Raw genomic sequence first — 16,557 nt, 5'->3', positions numbered from 1 at the left:
AAGCAACAGGAAGAAGTAGCAGGATGGCACAGGGAACCGTCAAGTGGTTCAACGGCGAAAAGGGCTTCGGCTTCATCGCCCCCGATGAGCAGGGTGAGGACGTCTTCGTCCACTTCTCTGCGATCACCGGGAACGGATATCGCACCCTCGAGGAAGCCCAGCGCGTCGAATTCGACGTCGAGCAGGGCGCCAAAGGACTTCAGGCCACCAACGTGAGCGCTCTGTAAGAGTTCTCGCTTCGGCCTTTCGGCCCCGGCACCGATTCGGTGCCGGGGCCGAGCCGTATCCGGACCCCATCCACCGGCCTGTCGCCTGCCGCTCGCCGTCTGCTGCTGTAGGGTCGAACCCGTAGCCCGCGCACACCGCGCGATCCGGCCGCCCACTCGCCTCGCCCATCACCGACGGCTGATGTGGATCGTCATGCGTGAGAGACCCTCAACGATGACGGATTCTCGCAACTTACCCTGACGAACGGCGTCACCCACAGACATCGAGGACCCCGATGGACCACAACCTCTTTTCACATCAGAACGAAAACCCCTCCCAGACAGACGATCTGACACAGAATCCGATGTCTTTCCAGCTCGTGTTCTCCGACACCGCAGAGCGCCGCGCCGCGGATTCCGCACGCGACTCCGGCGGTCGCCGTTCCGGCCGATAGTCGGCCCGCCGACCCGCTCGGCCGCACGTCACCGCAACCACCGGCGGAGAGCCACGGGCTCCCCCGCCGGCGGTCTTCTCCTGCCGCAGAGTCGCCTGCTGTAGAGTCGGCCCGGTAGCCCGCGCACACCGCGCGAACAGGCCGCACGATCATCTCCTCTCTCAATGGCGTCGCACGACGCCGACGGCTCAGATCGCCGCACAGTCGATGCCACGCGACGCATCCACCCGCCGATCGGGCCGGTGGCCGACTTCCGCTCTCGCACAACACGTCAGCCCGACCCACTTCACTGCCGGCGCGCAGCACCACAGATCGAGGCACTTGTGTCCCCCACCCGAGAACTCTCGGCCCCCCGCAACGAATTCGTGAGTTCTTACACGGAGCTGGCCGCCGAGGTTCGCGCCTCCGGCCTTCTCGACCGTCGCCGCAACTACTATCTGGTCCGCATTGTCGCCACGTCGGCGAGTTTCTTCGCGCTCTGGACGGTGGTTCTCCTCCTGGGTGATTCGTGGTGGCAACCGGCACTCGCCGTGCTGCTCGCCGTGGTCAGTACCCAATTCGGTTTCCTCGGGCACGACGGTGCCCATCGCCAGATGTTCGCCTCGGCTGCGGCCAACGAGTGGACGGCTCGCATCGTGGCCGCGGTGGGCGCAGGACTCTCGCTGCACTGGTGGCGCGGCAAACACAATCGGCATCACAAGGCGCCCAACCAGATCGGGACCGATCCCGACATCATCGACGGCCCGATCGCCTTTGTTCCCGACGTCGCGGCGCGGCGGTCGGGCATCGCCGCGTGGCTCACCCGTCGGCAGGGCTGGTTCTTCTTTCCATTGCTGACTCTCGAGGGCGCCGCCCTGCACGTGGCCAGTATCCAAGGACTCGTCACCAAAGCACCTGTGCCGCATCGATTATTGGAGCTGTCACTCATCGTGGCCCGGCTCGGCGTGGCGACCGTCCTGCCATTCGTGGTGATGACGACGGCCCAGGCCGTCGTGTTCGTTCTGCTCCAGATGGCCGTGTTCGGCGTCCTGCTCGGCGGCGCTTTCGCCCCGAATCACAAAGGTATGCCGTTGGTGCCCAAGGATGTACGTGTGGATTTCTTGCGCAGGCAGGTACTCATGTCGCGCAACATCCGCGGCGGGCGGATCATCGACTTCATGATGGGTGGCCTGAACTATCAGATCGAGCATCACCTCTTCCCCAGCATGCCGCGCCCCAACCTCGCCAAGGTCCGGCCGCTGGTGCAGGCGCATTGTGCGCGCCACTCGGTCACCTACACCGAGACATCGCTGATCGACTCCTACGCCATCGTCGTCCGATACCTCAACCAGGTCGGGCTCGGCGAACGCGATCCGTTCACCTGCCCCCTGGTTCGTATGTATCGCTGAGGCCCCGCCTCACACGCTCAGACCCGCACGTCACCGACCCCCGGTTCGCCGACACCTCGCTCACCGACCCCTGGCTCCCCGACCCCGTGCTCGCCGATCTCGGCCGACATCCGGGCCGAGAGGTGATAATTCATCACCGCCAGGGCGACGAGGCCGACAGCGAGGTTGCTCAGGGCGCCGAACCCCTCGAGCGCAAAGTCGACGAGCGCATTGCTCAGCGTGAAGATCAGTGCGGCGAGTCGCAGCAGACGAAGCGGCCAGGCCTGCTCGGTTCGGCGGCGGGCGAGCATTCCCGGTATCGAGAGCAATGCTGTCGCAATGCCACTGATGAACAGAATCCATGCGGCATGCCGGTTTCGACTGAGTTCGAGGTACAGGTGGAGTTCGCCGCTGTCGATGTGTCCGACGAACAGCTGCCACGCCCCGAGGACGGTCGCCCACACCGAGGTGATCACCAACAGGGCGCCGAACACCGTCACCCAGCGGGGGCTGCGCGCGAACCCGGGGATCAACCGCACGGCCCGAGCCCGCAACGCCACGAGCCGGTCGGGACCGGTGGCGCTGGTGGAGAGCAACTCTCGGATCGTGGCGATCTGCGTCGGGTCGCCACCTCGATCGGCGGCATAAGCGAGAAACCACTGAGCCTGCGTCCGTCGACGGGGCGGCAAACCGTGACTCACCCCGTCGGCGGCGATCGACGCGGCGTTCGCCAGCGCCTCGGCCACGGTCGGTTTCGCGAGGTCTCGGACCACCCTGCTGATCACCAGCACGACCACGACGAGGATGTACATGATCTCCGCCGACGGTCCGTAGAAGTAGTCGTTGTTCTTGGTGACGAATTTGCCGACCTCGTCGAGGAACAGCCCGAATCCGATGCCGCCGAGGGCAACCGCAGCAAGGCGAACGGTGGCACCGAGAAACAGCCACCCGACGATGAGCGCGATCATCATCAGCGCTCCACCCCACAGCGCATGCGCGATGTGGAGTGTGCCGCCACCGATCTGCGGATAGCCGGTGAGCCGAAGATAGGCACGCGTAACGAGAATCGTGCCGATGGTGAATATCAGAAACCATTCGACGGTCGTGGTCCCGTAGGCGCTACGGACCACGACCGCCGTTCTCTGGGGCCGTGACATCGTCCGATTATGCTGGCTCGACGTCGGCGCAATGCCGGTTTCGACGGGTTCGTGTCCAGACCTCACCCCCCGCTGGTCCGGCGCATCCATGTCGGTGATGCCCCCTACTGCAACACCACCGACCGGCCCGCCGATCGCGCACTCCGGCATTCGCCATCATGCCCACGGGGAACCCAACCACAGCTCACCAAATTCGGCAAGATAAAGAATTCAATCACTTTCATAAATCGCGAAAGTGCGCGATCCGGCTACCGACGTCAGCGAGCGGTGGCGATCCCCAGCGACGGGAAGAAGTAGCACGTCGCATTGCCTTTGTTGACGGTGCCGTAGATCGCGGAGAGCACGGTGCCCGAACCGGTGTCGACCAGGCCGCCGCGGACGCCGTTGGAGGGCAGTGCGTTCACCACCGAGGCGAGCGCCTTGTTTGCCACGGTTTGCGCCTCCGGAACCCCGGCGGCCTGAAGTCGCTTTGCCACGGCGTTGACGAGAGTCTCGGCCAAGCCGCTCATCGGCGCCCCCAACCCGCCTTGGAAGGTGTTGACGTTGAACCACGCCACCTGCATTCCCGACTTGTTGCCGGAGTCGTTGAACGTGCCGACCGGAACGAAGCCGTAGAGGATCTCGCCCTTCCGGACGGCGTTGATGTCACCGACGACAGGAAAGGTCAAATTGCCCAAGCCCGGCGTATAGGGCCCCGCAATCGCTCCGCCGAGCGCCGATGGAAAGGTGAAGTCGGTGCAGGCGCCGATGGTCGGGGTGAACGGGGTGATGCCCAGCTTCTTCAGAACGGCGTTCGCCGCGCCGATTCCGTCGACAACGCTCGCCGCGTCCTGGGGGTGCGGGGTGATCGCGTCGAGAGCCTGCTTGGCGGCCAGCGCTTCTCCGGTCGGTGCCGCCGACGCCGCAGGTGCCCCCAGTGCCGAACCCGCGACAAGCGCTACGGACACGGTGGCCGCGGCCACGAGGCCGCGGAAGCTGATCTTCATTGAGTACTCCTCGATCGACGGTTCCCAACGTCGGACGATATCGCAGTCGGCGGGCGATACCGCAGTCGGAGGTCGGCAGCGAGAGAATTCTTGCCTTTCACCGAATGGGCCGGTTCGTCCGGTCAACGGATACCGAGCACGGTCGATTCGAGCGCACAATCGACGCAATTGTCGCTCGCTTCTTCATCACATGCTCTCGGCCCGCGACTTCCTCTGCGCAAAGGAGCCCCACCAGTGACAGCGCCATTCGGTCCACCACCCCCCTTGCCGGTCCCGCCCGGCCGCAAGAAGCGTCCGTTGGCGATCGGGCTGGGGATCATCACGGTGCTGGTACTCATGTTGTTCTCGTGCGGAGTCGGATCGGCCATGCACGGCAGCGACAAGGCCGCGGCCCCGGAGACGCGGACGGTGGTCAGTACGGTCACCGCGACGATGACCGAGACCACCACCGCCACCGCTGTCGCGAGCACCACCACGCCGGCGCCCACCACCAGCGAGCAGACGGGCGGTCCGACCGTGGCGCGTGGGCTCATCCCACAAACGACGACCCCGATCACCACCGATGCGCCGGCTGCGCCGACCACCGACGAGGGATCGAGCGTCTACTACAGCAGTTGTGCCCAGGCACGCGCCGCCGGAGCGGCGCCGCTGCACGTGGGAGACCCCGGCTACCGAGCCGGACTCGACCGTGACGGCGACGGAGTGGCCTGCGAATCCTGATCGCGCGCTTGGCTGTTCGCTCGATTTCCGCACCCCGGCGTGCCGCCACCACCGGCCGGGGAATCTGGTCGAGTCCCGCCGATACGAATACAGATCCCACCGATCCGACACGACACGCCGAGTACCGGGCCTTTGTCACGGCGTGTCTGTGTCAACTATATTCGTATCCGACCGGCCGGTCAGCCGGCAGTACGAACCGGACGGACGGTCGTCCCACGCCGGGTAGAGCGTCGAAACAGTTGTGGGACACGGCTTTCGGCTCGCCCACCGGCCCCAACCGTTGCCATTGAAGGGCATGATCGGCCCCGCTCCCCGTCCTCATTGCGAGGCGCGATCGGTGAGTACCCCCCACCTATCGAGTGATAGACGCGCCTCTCGCGTCGCGGCCTCAGCTCGCTGAGCCGATCCCGCCACCCTTCATGCCCGTTCCCGCGTCCCATACAGCCAGGCCACGAACTCTCACCCTGCATCGGCCACCGTTCAGTGATCAGCTCGACCATTCGTCGACCCACGTGTCATCGAGCGCGGCGTCGCTGCGCATGAATACGATTCCACTCCCTCCGCGCCCAGCGGGCGGACAACCTTGGCGAGCCCCCATTGGCCCGCTCGGTGCTTGACGGGCATCGGTGCCAATTCGTGCGTCGATTCGCGCCTCTGTTGACGTCGATCTTCTTGAGTGTTGCGCCAGATTCGGACCGTAAGGGCCCTCGCCAGAGACCAGAAATGGACAGTCTTTGATGCACTGGTCTGTCCAGTACGACGGATTACCGTCGGAGAGAGCGATCAGTCGTGTACGCGGTCTCCAGCGATCGAAGACAGAAGCGGCGCCAGCCGGTAGTCGATGAACTTTCGCATCACCAGCGCGGTTGTAGTCTGCTCGACACCCTCAATGTCGAGGATGCGTCCGGCAACTCGGTAGAGATCGTCTGCTTCTCGGGCGACCACATGAATCAGCAGGTCGGTCACGCCGCCGAGGCCATGAACCTCAATGACTTCCGGTATCCCGTCGAGCGCAGCAGAAATGCGGGAGAGCTTCTGCTGAGTCACGCGGGTAAGAATGAATGCGGTCATGGTGTACCCAAGCGAACCGGGATCGATCCGTCGTTCGAAAGACCTCAGCGCTCCCATCTGCTCGAGTTTTGCGATCCGGGCATGAACGGTGTTGCGCGACAGCTGCGTAGTTGAAGCCAGGGCGATCGTGGTGGCTCTCGGATCGTCCTTGAGCGCGAGGAGAATTCGGGCGTCGATAGAATCGATCATCTTCCCGCTCATTGGCACCGCCTTCAGGTCCGTGTGATAGACGACGTAAGCAGAATTATCATCAATGTTCCGATACGACAGATGCCGCGGAACGACGAGGGCACGGACCGCAACGGATGCTCGGGAGCTGACCATCCATCTCTGCGCGCGGCCGAACGAATGCATTCATACTCTCGCCGTGGCCGCTTTGGCTCATCCACTGATCCTGGCGGTCTGGTTCTTCCACTCGTGGGCACGCAGTTCGTTCTTTCGGACTTTCCCCGTTGACGTCTTGGGAAGTCCTGACACGAACTCGATGACACCCGGCGTTTTATAGGACGCAATTCGTGCTCTCACGTGCTCTCTGAGCGCAGCTTCGTCAAGGCCCGAGTTCGGGATCGGCACCACGAACGCCTTCGGTCTCTCCCCCCACTTGTCGTCAGGAGTACTCACGACTGCTACTTCCAGTACTTCAGGATGCGATAAGAGGGCATGCTCGACCTCAATGGTGGAAATGTTCTCGCCTCCCGAGATGACGACGTCCTTGGCGCGATCAAGCAGCTGAACGTAGTTGTCTGGATGCATCACACCCAGGTCACCCGAATGGAACCATCCGCCCTCGGTCGCCTTTCGGGTTCCTTCTTCGTCTCGGAAATACCCCTTCATCACGCCGTTACCGCGCATCACGATCTCACCCATCTCGCGGCCGTCGGCTTCGACATCTACCAGCTCCCCTGTCTCGGAACGCTTCTCGCGCACGACGCGCACACGCTGGCCTGAGATCAGGCCAACACCTTGTCGGGCCATCAACTGCGCTCGGCGATCATCATCGAGCCCAGTCCATTCGGGCTGCGGTTCGCAGACGGTGTAGGGGCCGTAGGTCTCAGTGAGCCCGTAAACATGCACGACCGACGCTCCGAGCGCTCGGAGCGCCGCAATGATGGTCGGGCTCGGCGGTGCCCCGCCACTCGATATCGTCAACGGGGTCGGCAGGGTATGAGCCTGCTCGGCGTGGGCCAGCATGGTCAGGACGGTCGGTGCTCCGTTGAGGTGGGTGATCTGATGCTCATCGAGCATCGACCACACTGTGTCGGCACGAACGCCACGCAGACACACATGGGTTCCGAGCGCCGCGGTGACCGCCCACGTGGTGCACCAACCGTTGCAGTGGAACATGGGTAATGTCCAAAGGTACTTGGTCGACGCGTCGAAGCTCGAGTGATGCACACCGCCAAGCGAACTCAAGAAAGCTCCCCGGTGTGAGTACAAGACACCTTTTGGTCGTCCGGTGGTCCCAGAGGTGTAGTTGATCGAAATGTCCTGCTGTTCATCATCGACGGCCCACGGGAGATCCGGACCGTGACCGCCCGCCAGAAACTCGACATAATGCAGGCCCAGCGCCGTCGGAGGCTTTCCGCCGTCGCTGCCGGGCAGCGAGATCCACTGGTGGATGGTCGTGAACTCGAGCTCAGAGGAAAGCAGCGGCCCGAGCAGATCCTCGTCCCCGAACAGGAACCGGGCTCCCGAGTGACTGCAGATGTAGTCAACTTCGGCGGGTGCCAAGCGGGTGTTGATTGCGACGAGAACTCCACCAGCGAGAGGAACCGCGTAGTGCGCGATGAGCATTTCGGCGGAATTGCCGGCGAGGTACGCCACTCGTTGACCGTCGTCGAGGCCGGCGTTGCGAAGAGCCTTCGCGAGCTTCTGTACCTCATCGGCAAATTCTGCGTATGTCCAGCGCCGTTGACCGTCGATGATGGCGACCTTCTGCGGTACGACTTCGTTTGCGCGCTCCAGGAACCGAAGCGGCGTGAGCGGGACGTCGAGAGTGGTCATTCATACCTCCCCAATGGGCCACGTGGCCGAAGTGAAACCAAGGATCTGTTGTTCAGCGTCACCGCTGCCCCCCCGAGGCGGCAATCAGGATGCAGCGACATGACGGTGTTGTGGCTCGGGTCGGCACTCGATGAGACGGGCCGCCCCGAGCTCGGAACCATCAGGCCAGCCGACCACCCACGCACTGCTGATACCGAAGTGGTTGAGAACGGCGACGACGGCTCCGCGGGCCAGTTCGAACTTCTCGGTCACGAAGTACTCAGTGGTGTCCCGCAACGTGATGATCATCCCACCGTGTTCGGGGACCCGATAGCGGTCGGCCTCGAGGTCGAGCCGCCCGTCAACGCCGGCGGACTCGTGGTCCGATTCCCAACGGGCGCAGGCGGTCAGCACATACACCGTGGGGATCTGCCCGGGAACCAGGTGCCCGGCCAGCACCGTATGGGTTGCGCCAGTCACCTCGTCGGCGAAGTCGATGAGGAAGGGACCCTCGACACCGAGCTTCACAGGTCGCTCGGCGAGTCGCCGCAGCCGTCCGCCGTGCGCAGTGCCCTGGCGCAGGATGTAGTGAGCCAGGCTGTCGGCGCTGACGGTCTCGATCTGATGCCTGATTGCGAAATCGGCGAGTTCGTCCCCTTGGAGCAGGTCTCCGTCATCGGTGAGCAGGGTCGCCACCACCGCGACCGGTGCGAGGCCTGCGATCGTGCACAGGTCGACGGCCGCTTCGGCCGTGCCTCGCTGCTGGAGCACTCCTCGGTCTGCGGTTCTGATCGGCACCACATGGCCCGGGCGGGTGAGGTCGTCGGCCTCGGTGCCGAATGCGGCAAGTACGCGCATCGTATGGGCGCGATCGACGGCGCTGATTCCTGTTCCGATTCCTTCCGCCGCATCGACCCCGACACCGTAGGCCGGGGTCCGCATTCTCGCGGGGTCATCGGCCTGTTGGGCCGGCAGATTCAGCTGGTCGGCTCGCCCGGCACTCATCGCTGCGCAGAGGAACCCCGACGTGTATCTGATGGCCCACGCGACCCAGGGGGCTTCCGCCCGCTCGCCCGCGATGACGATGTCAGCTGCCGACGGCGAGCCACCACCACCGGCAGTCATGATGATCGGGCGCCCCGTCGCCAGTGATTCAGCTGCGCGGTCAACCCGACCACGCCCGCCGGCACTCATTGGTCGAGTCCAACCAGAGAGCGAAATCCGCTGTCGTGAAAGACAAGTGGCGCTACGGTGCCATCCATCCAGATGCGGTTCACCTGGAGCAGAACGACGTCGTGATCGCCTGCCGGGAACGAGGTCGTGATACTGCAGTCCAGCCACGCCGCGGCCTCGGCGAGAAAAACCGCGTTCGACTCGCTGGAAAACCAGGATATACCGGCGAAACGGTCCACGTTTTTCGCAGCGAGCTGCCGAGATTCGGATTCCTGTTTGGCGGAAAGAACCGAGATGCCGATGTGGTCTTCTTCCGACAGTTGCGGCCAGGTCGTGGAGGTGTGCTGAACGCAGATCGAGACCAGCGCCGGATCCATGGAAACCGGAGTGAATGAGGTTGCCACGATGCCGACTGGCTTCTCTGCGCGGAGGGCACAGAGGGCCGCGACGCCGGTGGGGTACCGGCCATACAGTCGCCGCAGCCGCGAGGTGTCCTGCGCTGAATCTCCGGTCTTCACCGGCTTGAGATCACTCATGTTCATTGCCACCTTTACCGGTCATCAGGGACTGGTGAGATCACCAGAATGGTTCGTCATGTCCGTTGCCGTAGGGCCGCTTTCGGCATCTGGGAGACCACGGGCGTCGGTGTGCTCCACGATCAGCGAGGTGACCGCCTCCATGCACTTCAATCCCAAGTCCGCAGTGGCACCGCGTGGGTCGCCCAGGATACCGTTTGGCGACACCGAGTGAATTCCCTCGTCGAATGCGCGTCCGAGGAGTTCACTGTCCACGATTCCGGTGTAACCACATTCGAAGGCGTCCGAACGCACCTGTTCTGGCCACAGTGCGAGCAGCACTGCCGTCTCGGCGATATCCGCGTGGCCACCGACATTCGCCCCCAGCCCATCCGACTGCTCCGTACACCGGCGCCAGGTGTCGATGATGGACTCGCCGTCGGTGAACAGAGCGACCGACAAGGGTGCGAGATTTCGTTTCAATCGTTGCTCGAACTCGCGCATCACCGGATGGTTGCCGATGTGCGCGGAGAAGATGATCGCGCGTTCAAAGCCATATCCGGCAAGAGGTCCCAGGTAATCCTCGCAGATGGCCTCGAGTGTCGAGGACCGAAGGGACAGGCTTCCGGCAAAACCCAGATGGTGCGGAGAGTATCCGACTCGGACGGTCGGCAGGACCAGAGCGTTGCCCAGACGACGGGCGATCCGAACCGCCAGTTCGTCGGCATGCAGGGCGTCCATCGCCAGCGGGAGGTGTGGGCCATGTTGTTCGGTTGCGCCCAGCGGCAGAACCGCCGTGCGCATGCCACTCTCGATCGCAGCAGCGACCTCGGGACTGGTGAGGTAATCCATTCGCAGTTCAGGATGTGTCGCGCCATCCGACGCCGGTGGGTTAATCACGATCGGCCCTGGAAAGGCGTGCCTGACGGGCGATCTCGGTGTGCTCGTCGACGTCGTACATGGTCTCGACCAGCTCGGCGAACGAGGTGAGCACATTCGCGCGTCGAACGGTTGCCTTCAAGGTCAACTCCCCGGCGTCAGCCGACAATGCCCGCGGTAATACTCGGAAGTCCTTCAATTGCAGCGGCCGTGCGAGTTCGGAGTTGACCTCGTCGATCCACTGTCGCAGCGCGCGGTCACGCTCGTCGGAATCCAGCTCTTGCGCCTGCTCGCTGATGGCAAGCAATGACGTCAGATACTTGCGCCCCTCACCGACGACGATCGCCTCGTCAATCAACTGGCTTGCCTTGAGCCTCACCTCGATCGGCTGGGGGCTCACCGATTTGCCGCCACTGGTCTTGATGAGATCTTTGCAGCGTCCGATGATCTTCACCTCACCATCTGATGCGATATCGACAAGGTCACCGGTTCGGTACCAGCCCTCCGCGTACGCATCTGCCGAGGCGTCCGGATCGTTCCAGTATCCCGCGAACAGGCATGGTGCCCGCAATTCGAGCTCACCCTCGGGCGACACACGCGTCTGCCACCGGTCGTCGGGAAGGCTTTTGCCAATGGTCCCCGGCTCGGGAAAGTCTCGGTCCCACTGCGCAACAACAGCCCCGCATGTCTCGGTCGTCCCATAGAGTTCGCGCAGATCGAGCCCCCAGGTATGCCAGAGTGCGGCCACCTCCGGTGTCATGCTTCCCGAGGCAGTCCAACTGACCGTGATTCGATCCATGCCCACCTTCGCCCGAAGCGGCAGAAACACCAGCTTCTTGCAGAGGTCGTCGATGACACGCAGATACATCGGTATCGGCGCCTGTTCCCACCTCAGCGAACTCGTCCGCCGTGCCACTCTCATGGCGAGCGAATAGGCCGCACGGAAGGCTCGGTTCGATTCTGTAACAGCCTGCAGCGCTTCAGTGGCGAGCTTCTCGTGCATTCGCGGTGGCCAGACGACCGCGCTCGGCCGTACGTTGACGAGGACCTCGGAGCGCTGCTCCATCGTGCAGTACGTAATGACCAAGCGAGTCATGATCGGGGCGAAGACCCCGATCAGTGCGGGCGCCACATGTGACAACCCCAGAAAGCCAACCAGATCGTGACGTTCACGCCCGATCTCCGGGTAGGTCATCGCCACGCCCGCGACCGAGTACTGGAGCGATCGGTGCGTGTGCACGACGCCCTTGGGCAAGCCTGTTGAGCCGGAGGTGGAGAACAGCACGGCGGGCTGGTCGATGACGCCGGCCTCGATCAGTTCGGTGTGCAGATCCGGTGCGGAGCGGGCAAGCTCGCTCCCGGATTCCCTGATCGAACCCCACGTGGTCCCGACGATCGATTCCTGGGTCGATGGGGCCGTGTCGAATCCGATCACGACGCGAAGGTGGGGCAACCGGGGCGCCACTTCGGCAACCTTGGCGAGATCGGCATCCGTCTCGGCGAAGATCGCGGTCGCCTCGCAGCTGCCGAGTACCTGCTCGAGTTCGTGGTGAGAGCTCGTGGGGTATACCCCGACGACAACGCCGTTGATGCTCAGGACCGCCATCGCGGCAATCACCCATTCTCGCCGCGCTGAGGACATGATGGCGATGCGGTCCCCGTCTTGCATACCCAGGTTGTGCAGGCCGAGGGCGACCTGCATGACCGCGTCGTAGTATTCACCCCAGGTGGTCGGCTGGGCCGTTCCGTCTTTCCACTGACTGAACGCGACAGTGCGCGGCTCATGCTGTGCCCGGTCGTAGAGCATCTGGGCGAACGTACGATCGACTGCCTGAAACCCTGAGCCGTGCTGTAGTACCGGAATCTTCTGGCTGCCGGGAGGCATCGTTGATGTGGGGCTGGTCGGTGCCATTGAACTTGAATCCTTGGCCTGATGGGCGGTGGTGGGACTGTCTGTCATCTTGCTCTTAACTCTTCGCAGTTCAGCGGATCACCTGCTGCTCTTTCCGGACCAGCCCTCACGTAGGGCTTTGCATGTGGGATCGTCGAAGTAGGCTCCTGCCGCAGTCAAAGTGTGCCGCAGCGACTCGGCGTCGTCCGTGTCAACCGGATTGTTCACACTCCGCTTGAGGGATGCGAAGAGCACGGGAGGTTTGCCGGCCAGCTCACGTGCAGTCTCAACGGCGATCTCGATGAGGCGTGCGGGCTCGACGACGGTTTCGACGAGACCGACCTCGATGGCGCGTCGGACATCGAAGAGTTCGCCGGAGAAGAGCATCGTTCGGACCGGACGCACGCCGAGGAGTGCCACCGCCCGCTGAATCCCCTTGTCCGCCGGCAGAAGGCCGTGGTTGATCTCAGGAAAGCCGAATCGCGCGTGATCGACTGCCAGGACGCTGTCGGTGAACAAGGCGAGTTCCATGCCGCCACCCACACAGTGGCCGTTGACGGCGCTGACGACTGGCCGCGGATATCGCTCAAGGGCGGTGAGGACCGCGTGAAAATCCCGCATGCGTCCGTCGATTTCCGATGCGCCGACTCCCTGCAGCTCCTTGATGTCGCCACCCGCGGTGAAGAACCGGTCTCCTCCGCCGGTCAGCACCACGGCCGGCGCATCGGCAACCTCGGCAAGATCAACGAACAACTGAGTAAGTCCACGGATGAGCGCGCGATTCATCGCATTTGCGGGCGGGTTGTCCATGGACACGACCAAGACTCCTGATCGGTCCACGGTGGAGAGCTCCGCGACGCTCGGGGAATAACGTTCGGTCACGATGTCACCTGGTCGTCGCGGCGCCGGATGACTCTGCCAGAGCCATGTCCGCGCCCGCGTGGGCCGACGGGAAACGTGTCTGGCGACCCTCGCGGAAAGCCTGGCGCGCCTCGAGGTAGTCGGCGCCGGCGAATCCGAGCGTCTCCAGGGCAGCAGAGAGCTCCTGCTGCGGCAGCGCGTTGGTGAGCCAGCCGGTGTTGAGAGAACGCTTGGTCCACCGGATCGCCTGCTGTGACCCATGAGCGAGATCGCCGGCTATCTCCAGTGCACGTGAAAGGACGTCCTCGTGCGGTACGGCAAGGCTGACCAGACCGATACGCTCGGCTTCTGCGCCACTGAGCCGAGCCGAAGTCAGTTGGTAGTACTTGGCTTTCGCCATGCCGACCAGGAGCGGCCAGATCAGCGACGAATGGTCACCGGCGACGACTCCGACCCGAGTGTGGCCGTCGAGCAGGACGGCATTCTCGGCCACCACGCTGATGTCGGCAAGTAGGCCCATTGACAGTCCCCACCCGACGGCAGGTCCGTTGATCGCCGAGATCAGCGGCTTGTCCATGCTGACGAGATTGTTCAGACGCCGACGCTCGGTCTCCATGAGCGCAATCGCCTCGTCGAGTGACGGATCCGGTTGGCTCACATCCATTCCGGTGCAGAACCCTCGACCGGCTCCGGTGACCACGGCCACCCGCGTCTCGGGGTCTCGGTCGATGTCGAGCCAGATGTCGGCCATGTACTCGAACATGGGCATCGTCAGCGAGTTCAGCTGCTCGGGACGGTTGAGGGTGATCAGCAGTACGCCGTCGGGTTTGCGCTCGATCTGGATCTCGTCGGGGTAACGCGCGAAGATATCGGTACTCGTCATCGGGTTTCTCCTACCATGAGACTCTCAGCCGCTTGCTGATCAGAGTGATTGAACGCTTCCAACTCGGCATAGTGGGCGGGCCTCGCGTTGCGAATGTCGGCGAGGATCGCGTCCGGGGTCCGAACGACGGCGCGCGGATTCTTGAACTTGGGAATCACGTATTTCCCGAACAGCTCGATCGACTTCATCAGCTCCTTGTGGGGGAGCCCGTCGATTCGCATGACCAGCGCATCCGCGCCCAGATCGGCGAATCGCTGGACTTGCGCGACGCAGTCCTCCGGGTCACCGACAATGAAACCAGCCGAATCATTGAGCATGTAGTTCTCATCGGTGAAATCGATATCCTTGACCGCTCCCATGTACTGGTAGTCGGCGGACAGCTTTGACAGGCGTTGGTATGCGTCTGTCGAGAGCGCGACGGTCTCGGTGAGCGTCCGCGCCCACCGGACGGCTTCTTCGCGGGTCTCGGCACAGTGCATCCCGCCGCCCACGGCGACGAGCTTCTCCGCCTGCAGTGGGTATGTGTGCGTAGCGCCCGCGAGGGCGTCGTCGTAGATGCGCAGCATGTTCTCGATGAAACCGAAGCCGAGATAGAAGCCACCAACGATCGCGCCGATTCCGAGTTCTGCTGCCGCACGAACCGATTCCGGACTTCCGGTGGCCATATGGATTGGCGGATAAGGGTTCTGCACTCCCCTCGGGACAAGGCTACGGGGAGGGATCTTGTAATGATCGCCCACGTAGGAGAACACGTCGTTGTGCAACGCCCGGCGGATGACCTCCAGGCCCTCCAATTGCTGCGCCTTGTTCTCCGCGGGAGACACTTCGAAGGCCCGAAGGGCGAGCGTGGTGTTTCCGCGCCCGACTCCGAGCTCGACGCGTCCGTTGGACAGGATGTCCTCTGTCGCAAGTCGTTCAGCGACACGCAGAGCGTGGTTGATACGGGTGGGCAGCAGCGTTACCAGGTGCACGAACCGTATGCGGCTGGTCAGCGCCATCAGATACGGGTAGATGACTTCCGGTGCCGAGGTGGTCGCCGTCCCGATCGCGACGTGCTGCTCGGACGTGCCGAAAGCGTCGAACCCAACCTCTTCGGCAAGGAGCACCTCGTCGACCAGTTCTCGGTAGCGATGTTCGTGCGTATGACCGGGCATCGTCTCGCCCTCACTCATGAAGATGAACCGCATCACAGAATCCCTTCTCTATGTGATTGATCATTAACCTAAGACCGAAGTGGCCAAGTGTCAACCAGGTCAGGCATCGGCCATGCCAAAGGGGGCATTGTGTCACTATCTATCCAGCTCAGATGCCGCCAAACGACGCTTCCCTGCCCTTTGAATGTAGCCGAGGTTCAGCGACTGCAGCACGGAGCGGCGTTAATGCTGAGTAACATTTCGTCCAGCCCCTCTCGAGGTCCGCGCCTGGGTCCTCCGACTCCGTTCGACCGGGTCACGAACGGGGCGCCGAGCTGGAGAAACCGCAAGATAGGGTGATGCCCATGGCACGAGAGACGCATATCCCTTCGGGTGCCGGCACAAGTTCGCCGCGACGGGAGCAACTGATCGCCGTCGCAGCCGAACTGTTCCTGCACGATGCGTACGACTCGGTCACCGTTGAGATGATCTGCGCCAAGGCAGGGGTTTCCGGGCCGGCGCTGTATCGCCACTTCCAGAACAAGCAGGCACTGCTGGTCGCGGTCGTGGAGAAGGGCCTTGGGGCGCTACAAGATTACGCTCGCAGCACGATCGAATCCGAGACCGATCCCGCGCGGGCGTTGCAGGCGATGGTGGACCACCACATCAGGTCCGTCATGGATGCGCCACCGACGCCTTTGATCTTCCAGAAGAACGAGCACGCGTTCTCCGAGGTCGAACGGCGTCGCATCCGGAGGGAGATGAGCAGGTACGCCGAGGAGTGGATCTCCGTTGTGATCCCCCTTCGCCCCGATCTCTCAGAACCACAGGTCCGCCTGCTGACCCACTCGGTCTTTGCGATGCTCAACGCGGTCGCAACCCTCAACAAGGGCCTGGATCGGGCAACGACTGTGTCGATGATGTCGCACGCGGCCTTACAGGCGCTGACCTCGTCGACCCTCTCGGACGGGTAGCCGCGGCAGCCGCCCGGCCACGGTGTGTCACGCACGCATGCCGACGAACCGCGGCGGCGCACTCGGCGTTAACACCAATTAACTTGCTCGGAACCAATGAGCGCCAGAAATGCGCTGTACTAACTCGCGTGGACACAACCGTTGCCAACGCTAATCACGTGGTGCGCTTGAAGTCTTCTGGTTGCACAGGGCTTCAGGCCGCTCCGGTTCAGGCTGGGTTGACACTGACGCTCAGCCTGTCTATGTTATTTCCTAATCACTTGAGATGACCTAGATCACATCGCAACGCTGGTGTCGTCCAGG

General features: G+C 63.3%; 15 protein-coding genes. 4 read left to right on the top strand and 11 right to left on the bottom strand.

What is annotated here, in order from left to right; translation table 11 throughout:
- Window positions 1-23: 23 nt before the first annotated feature.
- Window positions 24-227, top strand: a complete 204-nt coding sequence (locus J6U32_RS09325) for a cold-shock protein (RefSeq protein ID WP_006369600.1) — start codon at window positions 24-26, stop codon at window positions 225-227.
- A 757-nt stretch (window positions 228-984) separates the two neighbouring features.
- Window positions 985-2,049: a fatty acid desaturase family protein gene (locus J6U32_RS09320; protein WP_208794932.1), complete on the top strand. Its 1,065-nt coding sequence runs from the start codon at window positions 985-987 to the stop codon at window positions 2,047-2,049.
- A gap of 17 nt (window positions 2,050-2,066) precedes the next feature.
- Here the strand turns inward: J6U32_RS09320 and J6U32_RS09315 are convergent, their stop codons facing one another.
- Together J6U32_RS09315 and J6U32_RS09310 are read right to left on the bottom strand one after the other, a co-directional pair.
- Complete coding sequence (locus J6U32_RS09315) at window positions 2,067-3,185, bottom strand: hypothetical protein (RefSeq protein WP_208794930.1); 1,119 nt, start codon at window positions 3,183-3,185, stop codon at window positions 2,067-2,069.
- A gap of 257 nt (window positions 3,186-3,442) precedes the next feature.
- Window positions 3,443-4,171 carry a hypothetical protein gene (locus J6U32_RS09310; protein WP_208794929.1) on the bottom strand — a complete coding sequence of 243 codons (729 nt, stop codon included), beginning with the start codon at window positions 4,169-4,171 and terminating at the stop codon, window positions 3,443-3,445.
- Between the two features lie 234 nt (window positions 4,172-4,405).
- Between J6U32_RS09310 and J6U32_RS09305 the strand changes: the two genes are divergently transcribed.
- The gene (locus J6U32_RS09305; protein ID WP_244332751.1) at window positions 4,406-4,891 is read left to right on the top strand and encodes an excalibur calcium-binding domain-containing protein; all 486 of its coding nucleotides are present in this window, start codon (window positions 4,406-4,408) and stop codon (window positions 4,889-4,891) included.
- Between the two features lie 783 nt (window positions 4,892-5,674).
- Here the strand turns inward: J6U32_RS09305 and J6U32_RS09300 are convergent.
- The 9 genes from J6U32_RS09300 to J6U32_RS09260 all read right to left on the bottom strand — a co-directional run bounded on the left by J6U32_RS09300 (window position 5,675) and on the right by J6U32_RS09260 (window position 15,334).
- Complete coding sequence (locus J6U32_RS09300) at window positions 5,675-6,163, bottom strand: Lrp/AsnC family transcriptional regulator (protein WP_208794927.1); 489 nt, start codon at window positions 6,161-6,163, stop codon at window positions 5,675-5,677.
- Between the two features lie 180 nt (window positions 6,164-6,343).
- On the bottom strand, window positions 6,344-7,966 hold the full coding sequence (locus J6U32_RS09295) for an AMP-binding protein (protein WP_208794925.1): 1,623 nt from the start codon (window positions 7,964-7,966) through the stop codon (window positions 6,344-6,346).
- Between the two features lie 84 nt (window positions 7,967-8,050).
- Window positions 8,051-9,070 carry a 3,4-dihydroxy-2-butanone-4-phosphate synthase gene (locus tag J6U32_RS09290; protein ID WP_208794915.1) on the bottom strand — a complete coding sequence of 340 codons (1,020 nt, stop codon included), beginning with the start codon at window positions 9,068-9,070 and terminating at the stop codon, window positions 8,051-8,053.
- 65 nt (window positions 9,071-9,135) lie between these two features.
- Window positions 9,136-9,654 (bottom strand): flavin reductase family protein, encoded by a 519-nt coding sequence (locus tag J6U32_RS09285; RefSeq protein ID WP_208794913.1) that lies wholly within the window; start codon window positions 9,652-9,654, stop codon window positions 9,136-9,138.
- Between the two features lie 24 nt (window positions 9,655-9,678).
- Window positions 9,679-10,437 (bottom strand): creatininase family protein, encoded by a 759-nt coding sequence (locus J6U32_RS09280; RefSeq protein WP_244332749.1) that lies wholly within the window; start codon window positions 10,435-10,437, stop codon window positions 9,679-9,681.
- 88 nt (window positions 10,438-10,525) lie between these two features.
- Window positions 10,526-12,472 (bottom strand): AMP-dependent synthetase/ligase, encoded by a 1,947-nt coding sequence (locus tag J6U32_RS09275; protein WP_244332747.1) that lies wholly within the window; start codon window positions 12,470-12,472, stop codon window positions 10,526-10,528.
- A 30-nt stretch (window positions 12,473-12,502) separates the two neighbouring features.
- Entirely contained in the window at window positions 12,503-13,285 is a 783-nt protein-coding gene (locus J6U32_RS09270) for an enoyl-CoA hydratase/isomerase family protein (protein WP_244332745.1), read from the bottom strand.
- Between the two features lie 4 nt (window positions 13,286-13,289).
- Complete coding sequence (locus J6U32_RS09265) at window positions 13,290-14,147, bottom strand: enoyl-CoA hydratase/isomerase family protein (RefSeq protein ID WP_208794911.1); 858 nt, start codon at window positions 14,145-14,147, stop codon at window positions 13,290-13,292.
- Entirely contained in the window at window positions 14,144-15,334 is a 1,191-nt protein-coding gene (locus tag J6U32_RS09260) for an LLM class flavin-dependent oxidoreductase (protein ID WP_208794909.1), read from the bottom strand. The genes J6U32_RS09265 and J6U32_RS09260 overlap by 4 nt, the downstream gene beginning before the upstream one ends.
- Before the next feature lie 311 nt (window positions 15,335-15,645).
- Here J6U32_RS09260 and J6U32_RS09255 point away from each other — a divergent pair, with 311 nt between their 5' ends.
- Window positions 15,646-16,254 (top strand): TetR/AcrR family transcriptional regulator, encoded by a 609-nt coding sequence (locus J6U32_RS09255; protein ID WP_208794908.1) that lies wholly within the window; start codon window positions 15,646-15,648, stop codon window positions 16,252-16,254.
- The last annotated feature ends 303 nt before the right edge of the window (window positions 16,255-16,557 follow it).

The sequence above is a fragment of the Gordonia polyisoprenivorans genome (assembly GCF_017654315.1).
In the GTDB taxonomy this organism is placed as follows: domain Bacteria; phylum Actinomycetota; class Actinomycetes; order Mycobacteriales; family Mycobacteriaceae; genus Gordonia; species Gordonia polyisoprenivorans_A.
Note: the sequence above shows the minus strand (reverse complement) of the source record. Positions and strands in the feature narration are given on the sequence as shown.